Here is a 24,395-nt window from a genome sequence, read left to right as displayed (position 1 = left end):
TGAAAAAAAGAGATTTTTATTAATTAGGGAAGAGGTATTCAGTCTATCTTACTGTTTTTTATTGTCCGTATTGTGATATGGACGTAGGAACTTTTTTTGCTGTCTATACTTTATCCATAGGGTGTGATGATAAGCTATACTATTGGAGAGATAGCTTATGGAGATAAGTGAAAATGGCATCAATAAGATAAAAAGTTATGAAGGTTTGAGATTAAAAGCATATCCTGATCCTGCTACTGGGGGTGAGCCTTGGACAATTGGGTATGGGCACACAGGAGGAGTAGAGCCAGGGCAAGTGATCACAAAACAACAAGCAGAGGCATTGTTGAGTGAAGATTTAAACCCTATTTATGATGTATTAGAACAATATGTTAAAGTGCCTTTAACACAAGGGCAATTTGATGCTTTATGTTCGCTTATTTTTAACGTGGGAATTGGAAACTTTATTCATTCGACATTATTGAAAAAATTGAATCAAGGTGATTATCAAGAAGCTGCACAGGAATTTCTGAAATGGGATAAAGCTAACGGGAATAAACTACCAGCTTTACTTGCTCGTAGAAAATCTGAACAAGAAATGTTTTTATCGTAAGTTTATTACCAACAATACCAGATATGATAAATAATGATGTGGACTTATCAGTAATAACATTTTATTAACCAACATAATTTATCGATGAATTAACCTGATACTCACTTCAGTCACTAGCATGTGCTGGCAAAATACCAGCACATAATTACTATATTACCAATATTATTTTATATCAGTATCAATAACTTGATAGAAAGCATTAGCTGTATCATCAATTGTCCAGATGCCAAGAATAACATGGTATCCTGAGCGTTTTGGTACTTCACACGTTATATTAACTTCTTTTGACGGGCGTTTTCCATTATCCTCTTGTGAGCAGAAAGGAGTGAGATCAAATTGTGCACGAGTAAGAGGCTTATTAGGATCCCAATTAGGTTTAGTAATAAAAAACTGCCATGAAGTTGTGCTATGCTGCGCAGTTAAATGCCATTTAAATACATTTTCGCCTTTGTTGATAGGGACATGATGCCAACGATTTTCACTTTGTTCATTGAGTTGTTTAAACTGCCCAACCCCTGCACTGGCAATTTGACCATCAGGTGGCCCGGCTTCAGGAAAACCTTTTGGACCTTCAACAGACTGTGGTTCATACATGACAGGCCCACAATTTTTATTGATACCTTTTTTACATAGAAGAGCCCTACTTGGAGGGCTCTCTATATATCCATGGCGACTTTGGGTTTCAGCATTAGCAGATAATGGGATTGTACATAAGGCCGTCAATCCCACTAAAAATAATGACTTTTTAATGTTCATGATTGAATTTCCTGTTTTTCCGTACTTGACTGTAAAATAAGTAAATTTACTAATATTTATTATATTAAGTAGATTTAATGAATTTAATTAACCTGACATAATGACATACAAATGTTTATAGTAAAATTATTAAGTTATAAATACTTAAATTATGATAGAAGTATAACAGAAAGAGACTCTAAGTAACTTTATAAGAATCATATGGGAAATGTTTTGATTTATCTATAATATATTTTAATGCGGATGGGTAGAATTCCTTTCTGAAACAAGGAGGGGGAAATAGCGAAATAAGAAGAAAATGAGAGTACGTGGGGAAATAAGTAATGATTTGATTAAAAACAATAAAATCGAAATAGCACAACACACAATATAAAAAACTCTAGTATTTTCCAGAAATCAATTAAATATGAATTAAGTTGTAATAATAGTGTTGATTTTAGTGCTGATGGCAGGAAATACTTATTGCCAAAATTCGTCATGGTTAATGGGAAAGATCTGGATGAACGATTAATACATATGGAAGATATGAATATAATAGAAAGCCGGATTAGGCCTTCTATTTGTATTTAGATGATTTTTTCTATTTTGTAGAATAATTTTTTAAAAATCAAATCCCTTAACCTATTAATTCGATAATTAGGTTCTTTTTTCTTTAATAAGTGACGATAATTTTCTCTGAGCTTTTTTTGTTTAATTCTTTCTTTGTGTAAAGTTGAAGAAACACTGTTGGTATCTCCATTAAACACCATGGAAGGTAATAAACAGTACACGTTAACAATTCTTTGCATTCTAAAAACTCCCCACATATCACACTCCCATTTTAGTGGAGACATTCTTCTGATTAATTGTTTAGCTGATTTATTGTTTATTATATAACCATAAGCCCCAGATGCTTCATAAATAGAATAAATATCATATTTTCTTGATTTTAATTTAATATTCTTTATATAACTTTCTGGTGGTGATAGCAAAAAGACATTTGGTTTTCTCACACAGTCAATCAACTTTATTTCGTTTAATGCATTTATTAGATCTTGAGATAATATTGCATCATCTTCTAGTATTAGTGCATGTTGGATATTCTCATCTACTATTTTCTTATAAATAAGCAAATGACTTAGTGAGCAACCTATTTCTCCTTTGGTTAATTTGCATCCAGGATAATCATATACTATTTCAGAAAGATAAGTATCTGACAAGCCAGAACCGTATACCGCGTCTATAAACTCGATATTTAAATTCAGTCTGTCAGCCTGTTGTTGCATGGCTAATCTACGTTCTGATTCACTCTTTAGATTAATAACGAAAATCTTCATAGCTTATTATCACCATTGATAATATTATTGGTTACATGCATGATACTTTTTTTATACCTTATTTAATGCAGAGATAACTCTGTCATGATATTTATCATCATAAAATTCAGTTATGGATTCTTTTATGGTTGAATAATCAGGAAGTTGCTTTCCATTTACAATTGCCTGCAATTTATTAGATAAAGCATCTATATTATTTAAAGGATATAGTTCTCCATTTATACCATCTTTAATTATATCAGATGGCCCTGTTTGACAATCAGAGCTAATCACATATATTCCATAGGATATTGCTTCGCATAGAACCATTCCAAAACCTTCATAAGATGAAGTTAGCAATAAACAGGTTACATTTTTAATATTTTCTATTATATATTTCCAGGGGGTTTGTTGCCATCCATGCCATTTAATTTTATCCTCAATTTTAAGATTATGAGCTAGCTCTTTTAGTTTGTCAATTTCTTGGGTATCTCCTGAACCAACAATATTTAATAACCAATTTCCTTTTATTCCAGAAAGTGAAAAAAATAATTCTTTTAAATTCTTTTGCCCATCGAAATTAATTCTGCCTAAATATAAAAAAGAATATTCATTTTCTGAACGACTGATTGTTTCATATTTTGGCGTGATAGGATTATAAATAGTATACACTGTATTGGGCTTGGCTCCCATATCGTAAAGCTGTTTGGAAATTCCTGAGCTTATGGATAAGTGTTTATCTGCTAATAATGTATATTCTATTTTATAGAGCCCATGCAATGTGAAATGGTGCCAAGAAAAAATTTTCGTATTTTTAAAACAAAATCTTCTGGCCCATAGTGATATGTAACATGTTAAAGAATCGTAAGAAATGATATGTTCCGGTTTATATTCTAATATTAACTTTGAAAATTCATATGCAAAATGTATTCTTCTTAATTTTGTGTTTCTAATATTCGATTTAATTCGAATGAATTTTTTCTCACCAAGCCATTGATCGTCAGGATTTTTAAAATTATCCTCAAAAAATACGAATAATATATCATAACCATCTTTAGATGATGACATTATTCTATGAAAACTATTAAAAACAGTTTCCATTCCACCGAACCCGCCTACATTATATCCGGCAATAAAAATTTTTTTCGGATTCATTTTCATCTCAACAAGTTAAACATGTACTATTGTAGGGAGTATACATTATTGCGTTTGTAGGTATCTATTCATATTCTGTCCAAACAGTCAAATTTGATGCTCCTACTCCATCAACAGAGTAGCTTGGTGTGCTTATCGCCTTCATCTTTCATTAACGGAGTCGGAGGTCACCTTATCTCCGATATTCTGTTATGGTATGAAAATTGGTTAGTAAAGGTGAATAATTAGATATTTTTTTAATAAATTCCATCCATAAAAAAACCAACCGTAATAGGTTGGTTTTTCTAGGGAAATTTGGTCGGCATGATAGGATTTGAACCTACGACCCCCGACACCCCATGACGGTGCGCTACCAGGCTGCGCTACATGCCGATGACTTTGCTTATATTACCTTTTTTTATCCGCAAAGCAAGCCCCTTGTTTAGTGAGTGCTTGATTTTTAAACAATTAATTTGCTAAAAATCGTTTAATTTCAGTTAGTATTTGTAACAACTGAGTCAGATTGGGTTTGGTATCTTGGATCTCATTGCCATTTAGGTCGTACAGATGGTATTCGCCATTCTTGGAAAGGTAGATTGTGTTTTGAGATGTTGTCACAATTAATGAACCATTTTCACCAGTGATCAGCCAAGGAGTATCTCTTTGAGCTCTGAAAAGATCTTCTCCTTGCGAATAATCATCGGGGATATTACTGACATGCAGTAAACGTTGCATTAATGTTGTCATGATATCCTGATGGCTAGTCAGTTTGTTAATAGTTTGTGCTGGTGTGCCTGGCCAGTGGATAATCAGTGGAACGTGCATCTGTTGACGATTAAACTTATCGCCTGTAAACCATTTTGGTGGAGAGTTTGTAATGGTGCTGCCATGTTTAGCAGTAATAACAATGATGGTATTGTTTAAGGCACCTTTATGTATCAAGGTGTCCAGAACATTATTGATTTCAACATCCAGTGTTTTCTTGTCAACTTTATCTGATGAAGGTGGAATACCATTCAAGTTTAAGAATGAAAACCATGGTGTTGTGTTATTACGTAAATTTAGCCACTGTTGCCATTGTTCTAAAGTTAAGCTGTCATTGGGTTTGTCAACGTTGGGGAGTGAATAGTCAGTTAAAATAGCTTGGCGGTAAAGTGGGGTTTTGAATCCATCTGATGAGTATAAACCAAACTGATACCCTTGATGAGTCAAGGCATCTATAAGTGCCGAAGATTTTCTGCTGTAAAGAATACCATCCAGATAGCCAGATGATATGCCGTAGAATAATCCGAATAACGCAGTATCGTTCTGCATACCAGTGCTGAAATGCTGGGTAAACTGGATGTTATTTTTTGTGAATCGCTCAAGGAATGGCATCTCATTAGTGGTAATGTCATCATTATCCAAACCATCTACAACCAATAACAATAAATTATAACCGCGTCCGCTATCACGGTAAGATAACGTATTCAATGGATATTCAACTGTCAGAGCAGAAGGATTGCCTTGCTGGCTTATACGACGCTGGTACTCCTGCTTATCCAGCAGACCATGCTTTTCAAGAAACTTACGTGCTGTCATTGGGTGTGAAAGTGGTAAGTTCGAACGTTGCATGGTAATAGGCCGATAGAAATTGGCATCTGCCCAGATATACATTATATGGGAAGCAACAAAAGCTGTGATAAATACAGCAGCTAATGGTTTGCCGAACTTTTGTCGATTCAGGCTACGTAATTTTTGCCAACTCCACGTACCGTATAGCATCTGTACCAAAAAAATAACTGGTATGCAGATGAACATCAGTTGCCATTCTCTTGCCCGTTCACCTTGTTCTGGGTTGGTTACCAGATCCCAAACCAGTGGTGTCAGGTGTAGGTGAAAACGCACATAGATGGAGGAATCAAGTATCAACAGTGTTAACCCTGCCGTTGCCACGGTGGCAGAAAGGAATCGTAGCAACCTCTGTGACATAACAATAAATGTCAGCGGGAATAACACCAATAAATAAATGGTGAAAACAATGAAGCTGAAATGACCGAGCCAACTGACCAGCGCATAGATGCGACCAAACAGTGAACCCGGCCAATCCGATGCAAATAAATAGCGACTGCCCAGCACAAGACTGAACATAATATTGAACAGAGCGAACCAGTGTCCCCAACTGATCATCTGAGAAACTTTTTCGCGGTAATGCTGGCGGCTAGTCACCATATTTTCTTACGTTAATGTCTTAATGGAAAAATTAATGCGCTTTATCTTCACTGATTGAAGATTGTAACGCGTGTGCAAACGAGTTTGCGATATGTCTGCGTTGAGCAGGAGCAATACTCGTGTTGATTAAATTTGTGACCATATTGCCTAAAACCATTAATGAAAGATCGGTAGGAATATGGTTTTTCTCGAAAACATTTACTAGTTCAGCTAGTAAATGTTCAACTTTTTCATCGCTGTAGCGAGAAGATTGTGGCATGACTCAAATATCCTGAATATACAAAGCCTCATATATTACCGTATAGAGGGGGTATTTTCTGCTTTTTTATGACAATTTAATTTCTTTATTGTGCAAATTATTGTCATGCTTTGTAGCTGTTGCATCATTTTAGTCTTTGAAATGAGTAACGTTAATAATTAAATTGTGAACGCTTTTCCATCATTGGGATTTTTGGTTGCAGCAGAGAGGTAACAGTGTTTGAATACGCCGCTAACTGCAAAGGCCAGAAGGTCAAAGCTGTAAAAGGAGTATAAATAATGAGTCTGGAAATTACCCAGATCGCGTTACATCAGTTGATTAAACGTGATGAACAAACACTGGAAGTGATTTTGCGGGATTCTCTGCTGGATACCAATGCGGTAGTGGAAGAGATGATGGCAGAATTGCATCGTGTGTATAGCGCTAAAAGCAAAGCTTATGGTGTGTTCAATGATGACAGTGAACTTGCAGAGTCACTCCGTCATCAACGTAAGGGGAATGAAGATTTTTTAGGTTTTAGCCGAGCTGCAACCGTTCGTCTGAAAGATGAACTGGCAAAATACCCGTTTGCAGAAGGTGGTACTGTGTTGTTTTGTCAGTACCGATATTTGGCTGTGGAGTATTTGTTAATTGCGGTTCTTAACAGTTGTAGTAGTACTTCTGTCAATGAAGAATTAGATGTAAATACAACGCAGTATCTTGATATTCCTCATGCTGATATTGTTGCCAGAATTGATTTAACTGAGTGGGAAACTAACCCTGGCTCCTGTCGCTATTTAACTTTCCTGAAAGGGCGGGTAGGGCGTAAGGTTTCTGACTTTTTCATGGATTTTCTGGCTGCCAGTGAAGGAATGAATACTAAGGTACAGAATAAAGGGTTATTGCAGGCAGTAGATGATTATTGCGAATCTGCTCAGCTAGATAAAAATGAGCGGCAAGCTTATCGCCAACAGGTTTATAGTTATTGTAATGAGCAACTACAGGCGGGCGAAGAGATTAAATTGCAGGAACTGTCTCAAGAATTACCACCATTAGGTGAGCATAACTTCCAGCAATTTTCACAGGATAAGGGATACGAGTTGGAAGAAAGTTTCCCGGCAGATCGCAGTACATTGCGTCAGTTGACTAAGTTTGCTGGCAGCGGTGGTGGATTGACAATTAATTTTGATGCTATGTTACTCGGAGAAAGGATTTTTTGGGATCCGGTAACGGATACATTAACGATTAAGGGTACACCTCCAAATCTGCGTGATCAGCTCCAACGCCGTGGCAGTGGTAATCACTAATCTATTCCGACTCTGAGTTTGAAACCTTCATAAACGAAATGATAAAGATAAATAACGCCGCAAATGCGGCGTTATTTACTCGGCGTCCCGATAAAAGCTCGATTGTGGCTAATTAAGCACGCAGGAAATCAATGTGCGTCAGTTTAGGCTTAAACGGATGACGCTGTACTGCCTGCACTTTAACTTTAGTTTCTTTACCATCAACAACCAGAGTCAGAACCTCGTAGAATTCTGGCTTGCTTTCGTGGTTGATAACTGCATCGTGATCCAGTTCGATAGAAACTGGCTCTTGGTTACCACCATAAATGATTGCTGGAAACTTGTTAGCTCTACGCAGGCGGCGGCTCGCACCCTTACCCTGCTCTTTACGTACTTCTGCATTAATAGTTAACATTATTTTTTCTCTATAAAAGAAGAAAATAAATCCTGCTACAGGCGACCCAGCAGCAGGTTCGATACTTGGCTTAACATTATGGGTTACGCTAAGCGGGCGGCATTTTAACGAAAAACCTATGTAACGGCAAATAGAAAGTATTTTGTTGTGAGTAATTACACCGCTTAATACAGGTCATTAGCCCGTCGGAAGCGGCCTTGATAATCAAAAATTTTTTCCCGGATCCGCCAGAATTGCCCTTTTTTCCGTGCAACAACAAAATCAGGATGTCGTAGTAAAGGAAGTTGATGGGCAATATCTCCAGCTGTTTTCCAATGTAAAGGAATTCCCGGTGCTCGCTGGTGATGGCGCATAAATTGCAGTTCAAATACTTTTTTTTGGCCAGGCGTTGTCAAACGGAATAATTCAGATACGTTTGCGCTATCTTCATCATAATAAGTGATTTTGAGCCATTCGCCTTTATTATCATTACCCGGAGTTAATTGCATTCCACCACAACGTAGTACAAGAGCATCTTTGAGTTTAAGGGCTGCTTTCAGCATATCATCAGGGTCGACCAGCACTTTTTGACAACGATGGCAATGTCGGGCTGCGATATCGTTTTCTGCTCCGCAATGCGGGCATGATTTGAAGCGAAAGCGAAAATCACATTGGTGTCTTTTTCCTGTTTCGTCTTCTTCCCATCCTTGGCAACGGCGTCCAAAGTGTTCAATGATGTCACCCTCTGCGGTGCATTTTCCCCAGAAGGTATTGGCAAACTGACAGATTGGGCAGAATACTTGTACAGGCTGATTTTGTGAACTGGGTTTGTGGCTGCCGACTTCAGGAGTATAAAGGTCGTGAGGGTTGCCCGCATAGTCTAAAATTAGGCACTCTTTCTTATCAGGAAACAGGCGTAATCCACGGCCAACAATCTGCTGATAGAGGCTTACGGACTCTGTTGGACGCAATATCGCAATGAGATCGACGTGAGGTGCATCAAACCCTGTTGTCAGAACAGCAACATTAACCATATAGCGTAGTTGCTGTTTTTTGAAGGCGCTGATCAGAAGATCCCGTTCAGTACTCGGTGTATCAGCGCTAACTAATGCTGCCTGTCCTGTGGGAAGTAACAGGAAAATTTCTTTTGCATGTTCAACTGTGGCAGCAAAAATCATTACACCTTTCCGATCTGCTGCATATTCAATGACCTGTCTGATAATATGTGGCGTAATACGTTTCTGCCGTCTAATTTCTCGACTCAAATCAGCTTCATTGAAAATGCCTTGTTGATTGGTACGTACTTGACTGAAATCATATTGCATTATGGGCATATCTAACCTTTCTGGAGGAACCAGAAAGTGGTGTTTAATCATATAACGTAATGGAAGTTCATAAATACAGTCATGAAAAAAGCAATTTTCGTCACCACGTATCATGCCATGATAGTGATACTGGTAAATCCAGCCAACACCTAAACGGTAAGGCGTCGCGGTTAAACCCAGTATCCTGATCTGGGGATTATTTTTCTGGAGTTGCTGGATAATTTGCTGATATTGACTGTTTTCATTATCACCAATGCGGTGGCATTCATCGATGATTAGCAGTGAGAAGTTGTGGTCAAAACGGTCTAAATTGCGGGTTACAGATTGAATGCTGCCAAAGACAACTTTTCCTTCACTCTTCTTTTGATGCAGCCCGGCAGAAAAGATATCTGCTTTCAGGTTATAAGAACAATATTTACTATGGTTTTGTGCAACCAGTTCTTTAACATGTGCCAGTACTAAAACCCGGCCGTGAGCTAGTTTAGCCAGTTCAGCAATGACAAGGCTTTTGCCTGCACCAGTAGGTAAAACAATAACTGCTGGTTTTTTATATTTGCGGAAATGACGAATGGTCGCATCTACCGCTTCTTGTTGATAAGGGCGTAAAGTAAAAGCCATTGTTATGTTACTGTCACGAAGATCGAGTAAAAGGTTATTGGTAGGGAGGATAACATTTTTCCTTCAACCTGCCGACGATAAAATATTATCAGGATCAGTGTGCTATAACAGATAGTTTATGGTTATTATAGTTATTTGATCTACTATTATTCTGCAAATTATCTGCTTAATTTTGTATTCAAATTAGCTTTGAAATTGCCTGTAATATCAAAGGTATTTTCATATTTATTTTCTGTCAGATTATTTTTTGTTAGGTATAACTATTCATGCGATTGGATAAATTTTTATCACAACAATTGGGTATTAGCCGTAATGACGTTGGGCGTGAATTACGTGCTGAGCGAGTTACTGTTGATGACGAAATCATCAAAACAGGGGCATATAAGTTGAAACCTGAGCAGGTAGTTGCCTACGAAGGAACAATATTGGAGCAATTGGACGGTCCACGTTATTTTATGTTGAATAAGCCACAAGGGTATGTGTGTTCGACTGATGATCCATCAAATCCAACTATTTTGTATTTTATTGATGAGCCTGTTGCCCATAAACTGCATTCGGCAGGGCGATTAGATATTGATACTACGGGCTTGGTGTTATTGACGGATGATGGTCAGTGGTCACATCGTATTACTTCACCCAAACATCATTGTGAAAAAACTTACCTTGTAACACTGGAACACCCAATATCAGAGGATACTGAGGAAAAATTTCTTGCAGGTGTTCAACTGAATGGAGAAAAGACACTGACAAAACCGGCAAAATTAGAGATCATCGAATCTCAGTTCGTTCGTCTGACCATCAGTGAAGGACGGTATCACCAGGTAAAACGGATGTTTGCTGCTGTGGGGAATCATGTTATTGGGCTTCATCGTGAACGTATTGGCGAAATTTATTTGGACCCCAAATTAGCGCCAGGGGAATATCGAGCGTTGACGGAAAACGAAATTAAGAGCATACAAATGCCAGTAGCTTAATTTTTTATCTATTCATAGTTCATAGTTCATAGTTCATAGTTGTTTTGGGAAAAAAGCGTGCAACAACAACGATTATCCTATTTGGGATTAGTCCTTATTCTTGGGCTGCTCTCTATGTTAATGCCATTGGCAATTGATATGTATTTACCAAGTATGCCAACAATAGCCATTGATTTTGGTGTCAGTGATGGCAAAGTTCAAATGACATTGAACAGTTACATGCTAGGGTTTGCCATTGGTCAAATAGTTTATGGGCCAATGTCTGATAGCTTGGGACGTAAACCCGTTATTCTAGGTGGCGTGATTGTTTTTGCAATATCATCTGCTGCATGTGCTTTGGCACAAAATATAGGTACCTTTATTTCCATGCGGTTTTTGCATGGTTTTGCTGCTGCATCGGCCAGTGTTGTGATTAATGCTTTGATGCGTGATATGTTCACGAAAGATGATTTTTCACGCAGTATGTCGTTTGTGACACTGGTAATGATCATAGCTCCGCTATTAGCTCCCATGTTAGGTGGGATGGTGATGGTATGGTTCAACTGGCATGCTATCTTTTGGTCTATCACAATTGCTGCGGTAATCGCTGCATTTTTATTTGCTGTTCTTATCAGGGAAACACTACCTAAAGAGAAAAGGCTGCGCTTCAATCCAAAGGTCACTTTAGGGCAATTTGTTATGCTGTTCAGGCAGCGCCAAGTGTTGTGTTATATTTTGGCAAGTGGTTTTTCTTTTGCTGGAATGTTTTCTTTTCTTAATGCCGGGGCATTTGTTTATATCAAATTGAATGGTGTTCCTGCACAGCATTTCGGTTATTACTTCGGATTAAACATTATCTTTATGTTCATTATGACAACCATCAATAGTCAGTTTGTTCGCAAATATGGCGCATTGAATATGCTGCATTTTGGCATATTTGTTCAATTTGTCATGGGATTATGGCTGTTATTCAGCACTATGTTTGATTTGGGTTTTATTTCTTTGGTGTTGGGTGTTGCTATTTATATCAGCAGCATTTCTTTGATTACTTCCAATGCGATGGCCGTTGTGTTGGATGATTACCCTCATATGGCAGGAACAGTAGCTTCATTATCTGGAACCATACGTTTCAGTATTGCTGCCTTGGTTGGGGCAATTTTATCTTCTGCTCCTGAAAAAAGTGCCTGGCCAATGGTTGGTTCGATGGCCTTGTGTGTCATATTAGCGATGATATTGATTGTTTATGCACGTAAGGCTAAGACATAAAATAATCAAAGAAGTCATCTGTACTTTCAAGTGGCTTCTTACTCTTTTTCATGTCTATATCGTTGCTGGAGCTTATAGCGATATTAAGTGTACCAATGCCTCAGCTTTCTTTTCTTAGGAAACATTTTCCTCAGAAAACATAATTTCCATCCGTAAAAACCCAGAAGAATCTTCCTATAAATTAAGAACAGTTTGTTTATTGGATAAACAGGAAATATCGAACGATTAGCAGGAAAATATCGATGATTGTTAATTTGATGATATCAGTTGAATCCTCTGTGTTGGTTTTTTGTTAACTTTAAAATGTTAAATATATGAACCCAGAGGGTGAATACTGTGTTGATAATTAACATTTTGTAAAACAAGGATATTGTGAGAACGCTATTGTGTAGCACAATTCATGAAAACATAAATTTGTAAATAAAATTTGAACATAAAGTTGCTGTTTTGCATAAAAATAAGTTGAATTTTTTACCAAAACAGTATAAATATATACAAAGTGCGAGTTTGATCTCATTTTTTTTCAAATTGAAGATGAAAAGAGTGTGATATTGTAATTTTTATTTTAACTTTTTATTTACTTTTTTGTTGGGTGGTTATTCGGTTTTGACGAGTCGATAGCCTACAGCTCGTGGTTAGATGTATTAATGTTGTTTCTGATAGGAATAATACGTGAATAATATCCAACTTTCGGTAGTACACAGACTGCCGCAAAGTTATCGGTGGTCATCTGGCTTTGTTGGTACAAGAGTTGAAATCTTGCCAGAGGAAGAGGCAGATATAGGGAATAGCCTGATGGGGCTGAAATTGTTAAGCCATGAAGGCGAACATGCATGGAGTATTTTGCTTGATATCAATCAGTCTATTTCTGATATGCAGATAGTAAGTGCGGTAATTGAGTGGGAAGGTGAACCATGTTTGTTTTTTGCTCGAGAGGATGAAAGTGCTGTGATATGTCGGCTTAAGACATTAGGTGCTGCAATTGCGGAAAATATTACCGCATTTTACCCACTTTAATAAATAATAACCGGATAAAAAATGCTTCCTAATGGAAGCGTTTTTTATATCCTGCAAGGGAAAAACAGGAAAAGAAAAATCAGGTTCAGGATTATATTGAGGCGTTAATGTTGTCTGATAAAATACGTCTGGCACCGTAATAACGCTTGTTCCAGTAGGTGTCATTTAATCTGGAAACAATGACTCCACTGCTGGTTGATGCATGTACAAATTGGTTATTGCCGATATAAATGCCAACGTGGCGCCTGTAAGCACCTGTTTTGAAGAGAACCAAATCACCCGCTTTTAATTTGGCACGGCTGACTGTTTGGCCTATCTTCTGTTGCTCTGAGGTAGAGCGTGGTAATTCCATACCAAACTGATCATGGAAAGTGCGTTGGACAAAAGCTGAACAATCAATGCCACGTTTTGTACTTCCTCCAAGCCGATAGGCAACGCCTTTCCAATCCGCATATTGGTTAAGGAGCTTGGATTTAATGTCCAGATTTTTAACTAAAGTTTCAAATTCATCCTGAGATGTTTGCAGTAGAAAATGCTTTTGACCATTTACTGCATGAGTTTCAGTTTTTTTGCTACGTATTTGGGAATCTGGAGAACTACATGCGGTCAGTGCCACTGCCGCGATAATTGCGGGGATTAACCGCAATATATATCTCACTATTGGTTGAGATTTGACCATTGTATTAATTTTCCCTTGCAGTCCTTAATGTGACTTATCGCCATCGTTAAAATATTAAACGCCTTAAAGCCTAGTAGAATATGGCGAATTGACAAACTTTCTGTCCCTAAAGTGTGTGAAGCTACACATTTTATTAATATCTTTACAAAGCGATTATTTTAATAAAAGGACTCGCGGAAGAGTACAGAAATTATGAGAAAAAAGCGAGAGATAAAAAGAGTTATTTACAAAAAATTAGATTATAAACTAAGAGGTTAGAATGATCTTGGCGATTTTATTCTCGTTCGATAAAAGTTGTGTGGTAATGGGGAGATAGATCATATCTCCCCTATTAATATTGTTTTAACGAGTACGGCCGATATGAGGTAATTTTTTATCTAGCCATGCAGCCATAATGTCACTGAGTGGGGTCAATAACACCCAGCTCATTCCAATTAATGTGAGTGATAATGAACCGACAACAATGTCTGTAAACCAATGAGCACCTGCCATAATACGGGGAAGGGCAAAAGTGATCATAATCAGTAAAGCAATGAAGAACGTTCCGCGAGAAATATAGCGAAGAATAAAGCAACTAAAAATGAGTAGCATCAAACCATGATCCCCCGGAAAACTATCGCCGGAAGCATCTTTGGTATGCAGACTTGTCATTTCATTTACGCGGTTGACGTTTTCAAATGTTAACGTTGGGCTTGGACGGCTGACGGGGATCTGATGGCCGATCTGATTTATAATCACTGCTGTTATTAACATGACCAGACCAAGCATAAAAAGACGGCGTTTTCCTGCATAATCTTGTTTGCGAAATGCGCTGTAGTAAAGCAGCCCCATACATAAGAGTGATATAACATCAAATGCCCTTACATTTACGATAGCGACAAATAACGCAAATTTTGAATTTGGCTGCAATTTTTCATTAAAGTAATGAAAAATTGCAGAATCAATGTGAAACCAAAAGCCGTGGTTCTCAGGTAAATACCATGAGAAAAACAAGGTGATACCGAGCAGATTGAGTATAAGTATAGCGAGTGGATGGCTACGGGTCATGGGTTACCTATCTTACTTAACGCGAAAATGGATTTTGGTAGTCAAATTGGTTGATGATGCACTATAGCAAAATTTACAGAAAAGGGTAATCGCCCAATGGTAGAGTATGTAATCAGCAGAAATATCTATATCTATCATCCTTCAAGTTGTAATTTTGTTGATCTTTATCGCCATTTTTATGGTTATTATTTGTCCATATAACTATCTATGTATATTCGGGTTTTGCCAGATTGTATCTTGAAATTTATGAATGCATTCATATTAGTTAGTTATCATCAATGTTATTATCATATGAATAATTATGAGCTATCGAAAAAATAGCTAAATCACTAATACAGTACCGATAATATATATTTGGTGCGATTATTGAGCACTGACTACTATTAAATAACTAAAGATTGATTTTTTCATATCCTAATTTGATAGTATATTATGTCGAATTGTGGTCATGATAAATAAAACATATAAAGAAATTGTTTCATTTTCCGTTATATCGTTATATAGATAGCTCGGCGTTAATCCATTGTCTGGTTTTGAAATTGGCATGGGGTTAAAACCGAAAAAAGGTAATGATACCTGTTGTGGAGGTTAACTGCTTATGTTACGAAATATGTTCATTTTTCTGTTTATATTTTTATCTTATCCCGCGATGACCCATTACCCTTCGGATTTTAAATCTGGCATCCTTCAATATTATGGTGCTATAGCCGTTCCCTTTTGTCAGCGAACATTTTTTTGCATATCGAATTTAAAGACTATAATGACTAATTTTAAACTTTATTTGTGATTTAACTCAAATAGTAGTTTTTTATAACAGTATATTAAATTAATAAAATTAGCATCAGCTTTTGAGCTATAAATTCACCTTTGATATAAATCAATAAAAGGTATTAATGTCGTATTATTTTTACATGAAATATTTATTATGGAGTTTGAAGGAATAAAAGGTAACTGAGTTTTGTTAATGGAAAAACGAAAGTGAGGTGACCATGCAAAATTATCTTAAACTATTAATTAGCTGTTTGTTGTTTTCATGGATTTCTTATGGACATGCACAACCTATCAGTGGACAGATACAATTTTCAGGCTCTATTGTTGATCCGGGATGTCAAGTGGTGGTATCAAATACTCAGGCTAATATTTCCTGCTACCGATTAGGAAAAAATATCACTGTAAAGCAAATTGTTCCAATGTACAAAACAAAAAAAACAGGGGATGTCATACTTCCCGGAAATATAGGTGTTTCCAGAGTGAAGTGGACTGATAATAAAAAACGTTTGGCGATCATTCATGTTGATTACTTTTAATTTAAATTGGTAATAAGTTGCTCTTTTCTTATTCGATAAAAGAGCAACTTATATATAGAGGATATAAAAACTATAGAATTAATCGCAACGTCCCATATAACGGCGTTCTGCAATATGAATACGGATTTTTTCCCCTGAGCTGAGATACTCAGGAACTTGGATCGTCAGCCCTGTACTCATTCTGGCTGGTTTTGTGCGGGCACTTGCTGATGCGCCTTTAATTCCCGGTGCGGTTTCTTCAATAATCATATCGACAGTTTGTGGTAATTCCAGAGCGAGTAGTTGGCCATCCATTGTCATAACTTGCATTCCTGGCAGACCTTCATCTGGAATGAACAAAAGTTCTTCTTCAATTTGCTCTTTTTTAAAGTGATAAGGGGTGAAGTCCTCATCATCCATGAAAATATATTCGTCACCATCAATATATGAGAAGCTGACACTGCGGCGGGTTAGTGTAATTGTTTCGAGAATATCATCACCTTTGAAACGTTCTTCCACTTTTTGACCAGTGCGAATATCAGTAAAACGCATCTTATACAGTGTGCTGGCACCGCGTGCGCTGGGTGATTGAATATCGATATCTTTGACTAATAATAACTTTCCGTTGTGGCTGATCGCGGTTCCGCGTTTAATTTCATTGGCTTTAGCCATAAATACCTTCCGTAAAAACAGGGTAATAGTGGAATGAATGTTAAGGTGGCGACAAAACTACTCGCAGTCAGTGAATTAGGCAAGAGGTGAATGAAAGCCCCGGTTAAAATACCAGGGCAGAGGGAAACGAAAAGTCAGCGGTAGGCAGGTAACAGATCAAATAAAGAGAAGATATGAACTACTGCATTTATTAAACCAAACAGGATAATAAATGTTATCAGGAAGTTACCACCAGGGGTACGATAGGTGGCTTGTGGATAACGCTGGCGGCTGGCTCGGGCCATAAGTGCTGGTACGATAACGGCCCAAATAGTTGCTGCCAATCCTGCAAAACCAATCGCATACAGGAAACCATTTGGAAAGAATAATGCCAGCACAGTAGGCGGAATAAATGTTACTAAAGCCGTTTTTAAACGCCCCGTTTTGCTATCATCAAATCCGAAAAAGTCAGCCAGGTAATCAAATAAACCGAGAGATACACCTAAAAATGAGCTGGATAATGCCATATATGAAAAGGCATTTAATAGCTGGTTTATTGTTGCATTGTCGGATGTACTATCCATTTGGTTCAGTAAGTCACTAACGTTACCGCCATCAGCAATAATCTGTTTGAATGCTTCACGGGGAATATTTCCCTGAATGGCATACTGCCACAAAATGTAAATAGTCAGTGCAATCAAAGAGCCATAGAGCAAACTGCGTGCAACGGCTTTGACATCTTTATTATAGTATTTCACTAACCCCGGAACGTTGCCATGATAACCAAATGACGTCAGTAAATATGGCAGAGCCATGAAAGCATAAGGTAAGTAACTGGTTTCAGTATTTGCATGATCAAACAAAATAGCAGATTTCACTTCCGTAAACATACCTCCCACTGACATGATAAATGTGATTGTCATGCCACCGATTAAAATAGTGCTTAAGCGATCGACTGCTTTGGTTGATAACCAAACAATAAAGGCAACAATAAATGAGAAAATAAGACCTGTCCCGGTTTGTGACAAGGGAATAATATCTTTTAAGTTACGCAGAATAATTGAGCCACCGGCTGAAATATAGGCGTAAGTCAGAATATATAAAACAAAGGTAATAGATAACCCAGTGAGTGTATTCCAGCCTTTCCCCAGTAATTCTTTTGTAATGGTGTGGAAACTGGCTCCACTGGGGTAATTCATATTGGCTTCCAAAATCATCAGGCTGGAGAAATAGATACAAACCCAAGTGTATATCAGCAAAATTATCGATCCTATAAACCATACCCCAGAGGTGACAATGGGAATGGAGAACATACCAGCACCGACGGCAGTACCAGCAATGATCATGGCTCCGCCTAATATGGAAGGGCGTTTCAAATTTTGCGTTACCTCAATGGTCATATAGACTCCTGATGAATCAGTGTTACCTTTGTACTAGCGCGACGATACATTAATGAATGACATGTGTAAACAGTTATTTATGGGAATGTGCAATGGGAATGTGCAAATAGCGGTTGTTTTATTCTGCATACACTGATAGAGAACCAATTTATCAAATAGATAAATAGAATTTTTTCTCTTGTCACAGTTTAATAGCAGTACGACTGGCTTCGAAATGGGGATCAGGAAGATTATTGAGATTGCAGCAAAATTAATTGGTCACAATAATGATGATACCGACTCCTACAACAACTGACATACGTTATTACTTTGTTAATGATCATTCTAATAGTAATTTTAACTGAAACGATTCAATTTTGATGTTATAAATAGTAGAGGAATTTTAATATGATTTATGATTATTTATTCAGGAGAAACTGGGCAAGATGAGCCGTCGAGTTGCCGCAATAACTTTAAATCCAGCTTATGATTTAGTTGGCCTGTGTCCAGATATTGTTAAGGGAACCGTTAATCGCGTAAAGACAGCAGGGCTACATGCTGCTGGTAAAGGGAATAACGTTGCAAAGGTACTGCGCGATTTGGGTATTGATGTCACAGTTAGTGGTTTTCTGGGAAAGGAAAATCAGGAAGGTTTTCAACATTTTTTCAATGAGAACCAAATGAACAATCGTTTCCATTTAGTTTCTGGCAGAACACGTATCAATGTGAAACTGACAGAAAAACATGGTGATGTAACGGATTTTAATTTTTCAGGTTTCCATGTAACAGAAGAGGAGTGGAATCAATTTATTGATGATTCTCTTTCATGGCTAGGGCAGTTTGATATGGTCGTGGTTAGTGGCAGCTTACCGGAAGGTGTTTCTCCAGAGTCTTTTACGGACTGGATGAAACGATTACAGCAATGTTGCCCTTGTATTATCTTTGACAGCAGTCGGGAAGCATTTGTGGCAGGGCTTAAGGCAACTCCTTGGTTGGTAAAACCCAATCGTCATGAATTAGAAACTTGGGTGGGTAAGCCTTTGCCTGATTTGGATAGCATAATTGATGCGGCTCATACATTGCGTCATAAAGGGATTGCGCATGTTGTTATTTCATTAGGAGAGCAGGGAGCATTGTGGGTTAATGCTTCTGGTGCATGGCTGGCAAAGCCACCATATTGTGAAGTGATCAGTACAGTTGGTGCGGGAGACTCAATGGTTGGTGGGTTGGTTTACGGCTTATTGATGCGTGAATCCAGTGAACATACATTGCGTCTGGCAACCGCCGTCTCTGCACTGACGGTTGGCCAGCCGAATGTAGGGATCAGAAGCCGAACTGAATTGGCATCAATGATGTCAAAGATCAAGCTGACTTCTGTCAGGCAATCAAATTTTCTGTGATTTTAACCAGGCAATTTCTTGATCCCAAATATCTGGATTGATCGTTTCAAGTACCATTGGAATGCCATTGAAACGGTTATCCTTCATGATATAGCTGAAAGGTGTTTTACCAATGTTTCCTTCACCAAGGCTGTGATGGCGGTCAACACGGCTGGAGAATTCGCTTTTGGCATCATTAAGGTGCATGGCTCGCAGGTATTTGAATCCTACAATTTCATCGAATGCTTTAAATGTGGCATCGCAATCTTTCTCGGTACGTAAATCATAGCCTGCTGCAAAAGCGTGGCAGGTATCAATGCAAACACCAACCCGGCTTTTATCTTCGATACCCTCAATAATGGCAGCTAACTGTTCGAATTTAAAACCAAGATTGGTTCCTTGTCCGGCAGTATTTTCAATCACAGCCGTTACACCTTGTGTTTTTTCTAACACAATATTGATAGATTCAGCAATACGCGCAAGGCACTTATCAATATCAATTTTATTAAGATGACTACCGGGGTGAAAGTTAAGTAAATCAATACCTAACAGTTCACAACGCCGCATTTCGTCAAGAAATGCAGCGCGGGATTTTTCCAGCCCTTCTGCTTCAGGGTGTCCTAGATTAATCAGATAGCTGTCATGAGGAAGAATTTGTCGGCTGCCGTAGCCGTAGTGCTCACAATTAGCTTTAAATTTATCAATCACTTCTGTTGATAAAGGTGGGGCATTCCATTGGCGTTGATTTTTCGTGAACAGTGCAAAAGCGGTTGCTTTTAATTCATGAGCTCGAATTACAGCTTGATCAACACCACCAGCAGCGCTCACATGGGCTCCAACAAATTTCATATCTTTCTCCTGTTTTGTTTCATTAATTATGCATTGTTCTTGTTGTTAATGAAATTCTGTAAAGCATGAACCCAGATAGTAGAGCAGCATCTGAAATATAAAGCCGAACTTTTGGGAAAATAATGTTAACCAAATAAATAATGAATGCTTTTATTAATAATTAGTCCCCCAACCATCAACCAGATAAACAAAAGGAGGGCTAACAAAATAGGTTTGGTACCAGCCTGACGAATTGCGCTGGCATGGGTTGTTAATCCTAAAGCAACCATAGCCATTGTTAGCATGATAGTATCAACGATAATGATATGACTGACAATGGATGCAGGTAATAACTGGAGAGAATTGAAACCTGCTGTAATAATAAAAAATACTGCAAACCATGGAATGGTAATTGACGCTTTTCCATGATCGTTGGCACAGTTTTTAGCTTTTGTGCGACTAATATAACCAGAAAGCAGTAATAAAAAGGGAGCCAACATCATAACGCGGATCATTTTGCTGATAACGGCCGTATTTTCAGCATCATTTCCTTGTGTATGACCAACAGCAACGACTTGGGCAACTTCATGAATGGTAGAGCCGGAAAACATGCCAAATTCTGTTTGAGAAAAAGAGAACCACTGATGTTGGATGTTAATTTGATAAAACCAGGGATAAATAAAGATGGCAAGTGTGCCGAATATCACAACTGTAGAAATGGCAACGCTGACTTTATCGGAAGAGGCTTTAACGACAGGTTCAGTAGCCATAACCGCAGCGGCACCACAAATACTGCTTCCTGCACCAATCAGTATGATTGTTTGGCTATCCATTCTGAAAAAAACGTGCCCAAGCCATAATGCAATAAAAAAAGTAGAGGATAGCATAGCAACATCAATCAAGATGCCTGTTACGCCAACATCGGTGATTTGCTGGAATGTCAATCGAAAACCATAAAGAATAATACCTGCTCTCAACAGATAGTGTTTGGCGAAATGGACCCCTTTGCCACAAGTTGATTCTAATAAAGGGCATAGCGTATTTCCGACAATAATCCCTAGCAGAATTGCGATGGTCAAAACACTGAGTCCCAGCTTGGTAAACCATGGGATATGACTCAGATAAGTGGCAATTGTTGTCAGTATTACAGTTAATACAATTCCGGGAATGAAATATAGTGCAGGGTGGCGGGTAGCTGTGCCAGTTGCATCAATTTTACTTTCAGACATTATTGCCACTCGTATTACTTATGTATTTTGGGAATAAGCATATAGCAAATAATTTAATTATTAAAATTGATTATTTTTATATGTTTAACCAGTAAATTAGATTGATTGAAGGTGACTTTTGTTAAGTTGCGTAATAGTGTCTAAAATCAAGATTATCTTATCATTTTATTTTTTGCTTCCCGCGAGGCCATATGCGTATCACTCTGAGACAGCTGGAGATTTTTGCAGAAGTTCTGAAAAGTGGTTCAACGACACAGGCTTCTCAACAATTAGCGTTATCACAATCTGCGGTCAGTGCTTCGTTAACCGATCTTGAAGGGCAGTTGGGTGTGCAGCTTTTTGACAGAGTAGGAAAACGACTGGTTACTAATGAGCATGGTCGTTTGCTCTACCCTAAAGCATTGGCACTGCTTGAACAGGCTGGTGAGGTGGAGCAGCTTTTCAAATTAGACTTGGGAGCACTGCGACTAGCAGCCAGTAGTACGATTGGTAACTATATGTTGCCTGAAATGCTGGCGAAATACCGTCAGGATTATCCTGATACACCATTGGAATTGAATATCAGTAACACTGAAGATGTTATAAAGTCGGTTGTGGAATTCCGGGTCGATTTGGGCTTGATTGAAGGGTTATGTCACAATCCTGAATTAATTAGTCAACCGTGGATGAAAGATGAACTGATTGTTTTCTCCTCACCAGGAAGCCCGCTGGCAAACGCTAATTTGACGGTGGAAGATCTGATTAAGGCACCCTGGATATTAAGAGAGAAAGGCTCAGGAACAAGAGAAGTTCTCGACCATCTTCTGTTCTCGCAGATGCCCCGCTTCAATATTGCAATGGAATTAGGCAATTCGGAAGCGATCAAACATGCCGTTCAGTATGGAATGGGAATTAGTTGTTTGTCGCGTCGGGTTGTCCGGGAGCAATTACAGAATGGCACGTTGATTGAGTTAATAATACCGGGGCTACAACTTTATCGTACGCTTTATCTGATTTATCACCGACAGAAACACATGTCTAACGCGTTACAAAAATTATTGAGCTATTGTCATTAGCATCAATTTAATGCCATATGGAATAACATATAATCGTGTAGCTTATAATTAGCGGCTGATCATGAAGGTATCTTATAACCTCCAATCGCCGCTATTCTGGAGACAAAGATTTGTTACAATCCCGCACTAAAAATTATTCTCGATGATATAGGAATAGAATGTCTCAAGAACAAAGCATGCCACGGGATCAGGCTCCAAAAATCCTGCGCCGTGAATTAAAAGCACGACATATGGCGATGATTGCCATTGGCGGATCAATTGGCACAGGATTGTTTGTTGCTTCTGGAGCGACCATTTCGAAAGCCGGCCCAGGTGGGGCTCTGCTTTCATATGCACTGATCGGCCTGATGGTCTATTTTCTGATGACCAGCTTAGGTGAGTTGGCTGCTTACATGCCTGTATCAGGGTCGTTTTCCACCTATGGTTCTAAGTATGTTGATGAAGGCTTTGGTTTCGCATTAGGGTGGAACTATTGGTACAACTGGGCGGTTACGATAGCAGTTGACCTTGTTGCTGCTCAATTGGTGATGGGATATTGGTTCCCGGATGTACCGGGCTGGATATGGAGTGCTTTATTCCTTAGTTTGATTTTCCTGTTGAACTTTATTTCAGTTAAAGGATTCGGAGAGGCGGAATATTGGTTCTCTCTAATCAAAGTTTCTACAGTTATTGTTTTCATTGTTGTCGGCATTCTGATGATTGTCGGTATCATGAAAGGCGCTGAAGGCGCTGGCTGGCATAACTGGACTATTGGTGATGCACCATTTGCTGGTGGGTTTGCGGCCATGATTGGGGTAGCAATGATTGTTGGTTTTTCATTCCAGGGGACTGAACTTATTGGTATCACAGCAGGGGAATCAAAAGATCCCGCGAAAAACATTCCCCGTGCTGTACGTAAGGTATTCTGGCGTATCTTATTATTCTATGTGTTTGCCATTTTAATTATCAGCTTAATTATTCCTTATACAGATCCGAGTTTGTTACGTAATGGTGTGAAGGACATTAGTGTCAGCCCATTCACACTGGTATTTGAAAATGCGGGGTTGTTATCAGCCGCCGCCGTGATGAACGCAGTAATCTTAACCGCTGTATTATCTGCGGGGAACTCAGGAATGTATGCTTCAACCCGCATGTTGTTCACATTGGCACGAGAAGGTAAGGCGCCTAAGATTTTTGGTTATTTGTCGAAAGGTGGTGTTCCACGTAATGCGCTTTATGTTACAACCGTGGTAGCGGGATTATGTTTTCTCAGCTCAATGTTTGGCAACCAGACGGTATATTTGTGGTTGTTGAATACCTCAGGTATGACGGGTTTTATTGCGTGGCTTGGTATTGCGATTAGTCACTATCGTTTCCGTAAGGGCTATATTGCTCAAGGGCGAGATCTCAATGAACTGCCATATCGTTCCGGTTTTTTTCCTATCGGGCCGATTTTTGCGTTTATCCTGTGTTTGCTGATCACATTGGGCCAGAACTATCAGGCATTCCTGCAAGATACTATAGACTGGTATGGTGTTACGGCAACTTATATCGGCATTCCATTATTCTTAATTATTTGGTTTGGTTATAAGCTGAAAAAGAAAACGCGTTTTGTCAAATACAGCGAGATGGAATTTCCATCATTAAAGAATACAAATTATGAATAAATTGTTAATAGAAAACCAATAGAATGAAGCTTTTTTATTAATATATTATTATTTGTATTTTATAAAAACTGCCTGTTCTGTGATGGAATCGGCAGTTTTTATTTTTTATAGAATAAAAGCAAAATTATAAC

General features: G+C 38.2%; 22 protein-coding genes and 1 tRNA gene. 9 read left to right on the top strand and 14 right to left on the bottom strand.

Annotated features, from left to right (window positions below; translation table 11 throughout):
- The first annotated feature begins 157 nt into the window (after window positions 1-157).
- A complete protein-coding gene (locus Xind_RS05250) occupies window positions 158-592 on the top strand; it encodes a lysozyme (protein WP_047679714.1) in 435 nt (144 codons plus the stop codon).
- 162 nt (window positions 593-754) lie between these two features.
- Here Xind_RS05250 and Xind_RS05245 read toward each other — a convergent pair whose 3' ends face one another.
- The 6 genes from Xind_RS05245 to Xind_RS05220 form a co-directional block, all read right to left on the bottom strand.
- The gene (locus tag Xind_RS05245) at window positions 755-1,348 is read right to left on the bottom strand and encodes a lytic polysaccharide monooxygenase (protein WP_047679712.1); all 594 of its coding nucleotides are present in this window, start codon (window positions 1,346-1,348) and stop codon (window positions 755-757) included.
- A 566-nt stretch (window positions 1,349-1,914) separates the two neighbouring features.
- On the bottom strand, window positions 1,915-2,664 hold the full coding sequence (locus Xind_RS05240) for a glycosyltransferase family 25 protein (protein ID WP_052189403.1): 750 nt from the start codon (window positions 2,662-2,664) through the stop codon (window positions 1,915-1,917).
- 51 nt (window positions 2,665-2,715) lie between these two features.
- Window positions 2,716-3,798, bottom strand: a complete 1,083-nt coding sequence (locus Xind_RS05235) for a glycosyltransferase (protein WP_187649606.1) — start codon at window positions 3,796-3,798, stop codon at window positions 2,716-2,718.
- 295 nt (window positions 3,799-4,093) lie between these two features.
- Window positions 4,094-4,170: transfer RNA gene (locus tag Xind_RS05230), tRNA-Pro, on the bottom strand.
- 75 nt (window positions 4,171-4,245) lie between these two features.
- Window positions 4,246-5,988 carry an LPS biosynthesis-modulating metalloenzyme YejM gene (gene yejM, locus Xind_RS05225; protein ID WP_187649605.1) on the bottom strand — a complete coding sequence of 581 codons (1,743 nt, stop codon included), beginning with the start codon at window positions 5,986-5,988 and terminating at the stop codon, window positions 4,246-4,248.
- 31 nt (window positions 5,989-6,019) lie between these two features.
- Complete coding sequence (locus tag Xind_RS05220) at window positions 6,020-6,247, bottom strand: YejL family protein (RefSeq protein ID WP_047679706.1); 228 nt, start codon at window positions 6,245-6,247, stop codon at window positions 6,020-6,022.
- Between the two features lie 278 nt (window positions 6,248-6,525).
- On the opposite strand from Xind_RS05220, the gene yejK reads away from it, so the two are divergent.
- On the top strand, window positions 6,526-7,533 hold the full coding sequence (yejK, locus tag Xind_RS05215; RefSeq protein WP_187649604.1) for a nucleoid-associated protein YejK: 1,008 nt from the start codon (window positions 6,526-6,528) through the stop codon (window positions 7,531-7,533).
- 112 nt (window positions 7,534-7,645) lie between these two features.
- Here the strand turns inward: yejK and rplY are convergent, their stop codons facing one another.
- The gene (gene rplY / locus Xind_RS05210) at window positions 7,646-7,927 is read right to left on the bottom strand and encodes a 50S ribosomal protein L25 (RefSeq protein ID WP_047679702.1); all 282 of its coding nucleotides are present in this window, start codon (window positions 7,925-7,927) and stop codon (window positions 7,646-7,648) included.
- A gap of 164 nt (window positions 7,928-8,091) precedes the next feature.
- The gene (gene radD / locus Xind_RS05205) at window positions 8,092-9,849 is read right to left on the bottom strand and encodes a DNA repair helicase RadD (protein WP_187649603.1); all 1,758 of its coding nucleotides are present in this window, start codon (window positions 9,847-9,849) and stop codon (window positions 8,092-8,094) included.
- Between the two features lie 266 nt (window positions 9,850-10,115).
- Here radD and rsuA point away from each other — a divergent pair, with 266 nt between their 5' ends.
- From rsuA to Xind_RS05190, 3 genes are all read left to right on the top strand, one after another.
- Entirely contained in the window at window positions 10,116-10,823 is a 708-nt protein-coding gene (gene rsuA, locus Xind_RS05200) for a 16S rRNA pseudouridine(516) synthase RsuA (protein ID WP_187649602.1), read from the top strand.
- 57 nt (window positions 10,824-10,880) lie between these two features.
- Window positions 10,881-12,068: a Bcr/CflA family multidrug efflux MFS transporter gene (locus Xind_RS05195; protein ID WP_187649601.1), complete on the top strand. Its 1,188-nt coding sequence runs from the start codon at window positions 10,881-10,883 to the stop codon at window positions 12,066-12,068.
- A 672-nt stretch (window positions 12,069-12,740) separates the two neighbouring features.
- The gene (locus tag Xind_RS05190; protein WP_047679696.1) at window positions 12,741-13,085 is read left to right on the top strand and encodes a YejG family protein; all 345 of its coding nucleotides are present in this window, start codon (window positions 12,741-12,743) and stop codon (window positions 13,083-13,085) included.
- A gap of 91 nt (window positions 13,086-13,176) precedes the next feature.
- Here Xind_RS05190 and mepS read toward each other — a convergent pair whose 3' ends face one another.
- Complete coding sequence (gene mepS, locus Xind_RS05185) at window positions 13,177-13,764, bottom strand: bifunctional murein DD-endopeptidase/murein LD-carboxypeptidase (RefSeq protein WP_047679694.1); 588 nt, start codon at window positions 13,762-13,764, stop codon at window positions 13,177-13,179.
- 342 nt (window positions 13,765-14,106) lie between these two features.
- Window positions 14,107-14,811 (bottom strand): phosphatase PAP2 family protein, encoded by a 705-nt coding sequence (locus Xind_RS05180; protein ID WP_047679692.1) that lies wholly within the window; start codon window positions 14,809-14,811, stop codon window positions 14,107-14,109.
- A gap of 989 nt (window positions 14,812-15,800) precedes the next feature.
- Between Xind_RS05180 and Xind_RS05175 the strand changes: the two genes are divergently transcribed.
- Window positions 15,801-16,118: a type 1 fimbrial protein gene (locus Xind_RS05175; RefSeq protein WP_187649600.1), complete on the top strand. Its 318-nt coding sequence runs from the start codon at window positions 15,801-15,803 to the stop codon at window positions 16,116-16,118.
- A gap of 78 nt (window positions 16,119-16,196) precedes the next feature.
- On the opposite strand, the gene yeiP is transcribed toward Xind_RS05175, so the two are convergent.
- Window positions 16,197-16,769: an elongation factor P-like protein YeiP gene (yeiP, locus tag Xind_RS05170; protein WP_047679688.1), complete on the bottom strand. Its 573-nt coding sequence runs from the start codon at window positions 16,767-16,769 to the stop codon at window positions 16,197-16,199.
- 134 nt (window positions 16,770-16,903) lie between these two features.
- Window positions 16,904-18,148 carry a tryptophan permease gene (gene mtr / locus Xind_RS05165; RefSeq protein WP_047679686.1) on the bottom strand — a complete coding sequence of 415 codons (1,245 nt, stop codon included), beginning with the start codon at window positions 18,146-18,148 and terminating at the stop codon, window positions 16,904-16,906.
- 425 nt (window positions 18,149-18,573) lie between these two features.
- On the opposite strand from mtr, the gene fruK reads away from it, so the two are divergent.
- Window positions 18,574-19,527 carry a 1-phosphofructokinase gene (fruK, locus tag Xind_RS05160; RefSeq protein WP_047679684.1) on the top strand — a complete coding sequence of 318 codons (954 nt, stop codon included), beginning with the start codon at window positions 18,574-18,576 and terminating at the stop codon, window positions 19,525-19,527.
- Here fruK and nfo read toward each other — a convergent pair.
- Both nfo and Xind_RS05150 read right to left on the bottom strand, forming a co-directional pair.
- Complete coding sequence (gene nfo / locus Xind_RS05155; RefSeq protein ID WP_187649599.1) at window positions 19,513-20,355, bottom strand: deoxyribonuclease IV; 843 nt, start codon at window positions 20,353-20,355, stop codon at window positions 19,513-19,515. The genes fruK and nfo overlap by 15 nt on opposite strands.
- Before the next feature lie 125 nt (window positions 20,356-20,480).
- The gene (locus tag Xind_RS05150) at window positions 20,481-21,563 is read right to left on the bottom strand and encodes a YeiH family protein (protein WP_047679680.1); all 1,083 of its coding nucleotides are present in this window, start codon (window positions 21,561-21,563) and stop codon (window positions 20,481-20,483) included.
- A 191-nt stretch (window positions 21,564-21,754) separates the two neighbouring features.
- On the opposite strand from Xind_RS05150, the gene yieE reads away from it, so the two are divergent.
- Window positions 21,755-22,618, top strand: coding sequence for a DNA-binding transcriptional regulator YeiE (yieE, locus tag Xind_RS05145; protein ID WP_047679678.1), 864 nt, complete (start codon window positions 21,755-21,757; stop codon window positions 22,616-22,618).
- Window positions 22,619-22,776: 158 nt separating this feature from the next.
- A complete protein-coding gene (locus tag Xind_RS05140; RefSeq protein ID WP_047679676.1) occupies window positions 22,777-24,264 on the top strand; it encodes an amino acid permease in 1,488 nt (495 codons plus the stop codon).
- Window positions 24,265-24,395: the final 131 nt, after the last annotated feature.

This window comes from Xenorhabdus indica, from assembly GCF_014467235.1.
GTDB lineage: Bacteria > Pseudomonadota > Gammaproteobacteria > Enterobacterales > Enterobacteriaceae > Xenorhabdus > Xenorhabdus indica.
This window is presented reverse-complemented; position numbering and strand designations above follow the sequence as displayed.

Bases quoted from the DNA above. Each gene is read 5' to 3' on its own strand.
- Xind_RS05250 (WP_047679714.1), top strand. From the start codon at position 158: ATGGAGATAAGTGAAAATGGCATCAATAAGATAAAAAGTTATGAAGGT.
- Xind_RS05245 (WP_047679712.1), bottom strand. From the start codon at position 1,348: ATGAACATTAAAAAGTCATTATTTTTAGTGGGATTGACGGCCTTATGT.
- Xind_RS05240 (WP_052189403.1), bottom strand. From the start codon at position 2,664: ATGAAGATTTTCGTTATTAATCTAAAGAGTGAATCAGAACGTAGATTA.
- Xind_RS05235 (WP_187649606.1), bottom strand. From the start codon at position 3,798: ATGAATCCGAAAAAAATTTTTATTGCCGGATATAATGTAGGCGGGTTC.
- yejM (WP_187649605.1), bottom strand. From the start codon at position 5,988: ATGGTGACTAGCCGCCAGCATTACCGCGAAAAAGTTTCTCAGATGATC.
- Xind_RS05220 (WP_047679706.1), bottom strand. From the start codon at position 6,247: ATGCCACAATCTTCTCGCTACAGCGATGAAAAAGTTGAACATTTACTA.
- yejK (WP_187649604.1), top strand. From the start codon at position 6,526: ATGAGTCTGGAAATTACCCAGATCGCGTTACATCAGTTGATTAAACGT.
- rplY (WP_047679702.1), bottom strand. From the start codon at position 7,927: ATGTTAACTATTAATGCAGAAGTACGTAAAGAGCAGGGTAAGGGTGCG.
- radD (WP_187649603.1), bottom strand. From the start codon at position 9,849: ATGGCTTTTACTTTACGCCCTTATCAACAAGAAGCGGTAGATGCGACC.
- rsuA (WP_187649602.1), top strand. From the start codon at position 10,116: ATGCGATTGGATAAATTTTTATCACAACAATTGGGTATTAGCCGTAAT.
- mepS (WP_047679694.1), bottom strand. From the start codon at position 13,764: ATGGTCAAATCTCAACCAATAGTGAGATATATATTGCGGTTAATCCCC.
- Xind_RS05180 (WP_047679692.1), bottom strand. From the start codon at position 14,811: ATGACCCGTAGCCATCCACTCGCTATACTTATACTCAATCTGCTCGGT.
- Xind_RS05175 (WP_187649600.1), top strand. From the start codon at position 15,801: ATGCAAAATTATCTTAAACTATTAATTAGCTGTTTGTTGTTTTCATGG.
- yeiP (WP_047679688.1), bottom strand. From the start codon at position 16,769: ATGGCTAAAGCCAATGAAATTAAACGCGGAACCGCGATCAGCCACAAC.
- mtr (WP_047679686.1), bottom strand. From the start codon at position 18,148: ATGACCATTGAGGTAACGCAAAATTTGAAACGCCCTTCCATATTAGGC.
- fruK (WP_047679684.1), top strand. From the start codon at position 18,574: ATGAGCCGTCGAGTTGCCGCAATAACTTTAAATCCAGCTTATGATTTA.
- nfo (WP_187649599.1), bottom strand. From the start codon at position 20,355: ATGAAATTTGTTGGAGCCCATGTGAGCGCTGCTGGTGGTGTTGATCAA.
- Xind_RS05150 (WP_047679680.1), bottom strand. From the start codon at position 21,563: ATGTCTGAAAGTAAAATTGATGCAACTGGCACAGCTACCCGCCACCCT.
- yieE (WP_047679678.1), top strand. From the start codon at position 21,755: ATGCGTATCACTCTGAGACAGCTGGAGATTTTTGCAGAAGTTCTGAAA.
- Xind_RS05140 (WP_047679676.1), top strand. From the start codon at position 22,777: ATGTCTCAAGAACAAAGCATGCCACGGGATCAGGCTCCAAAAATCCTG.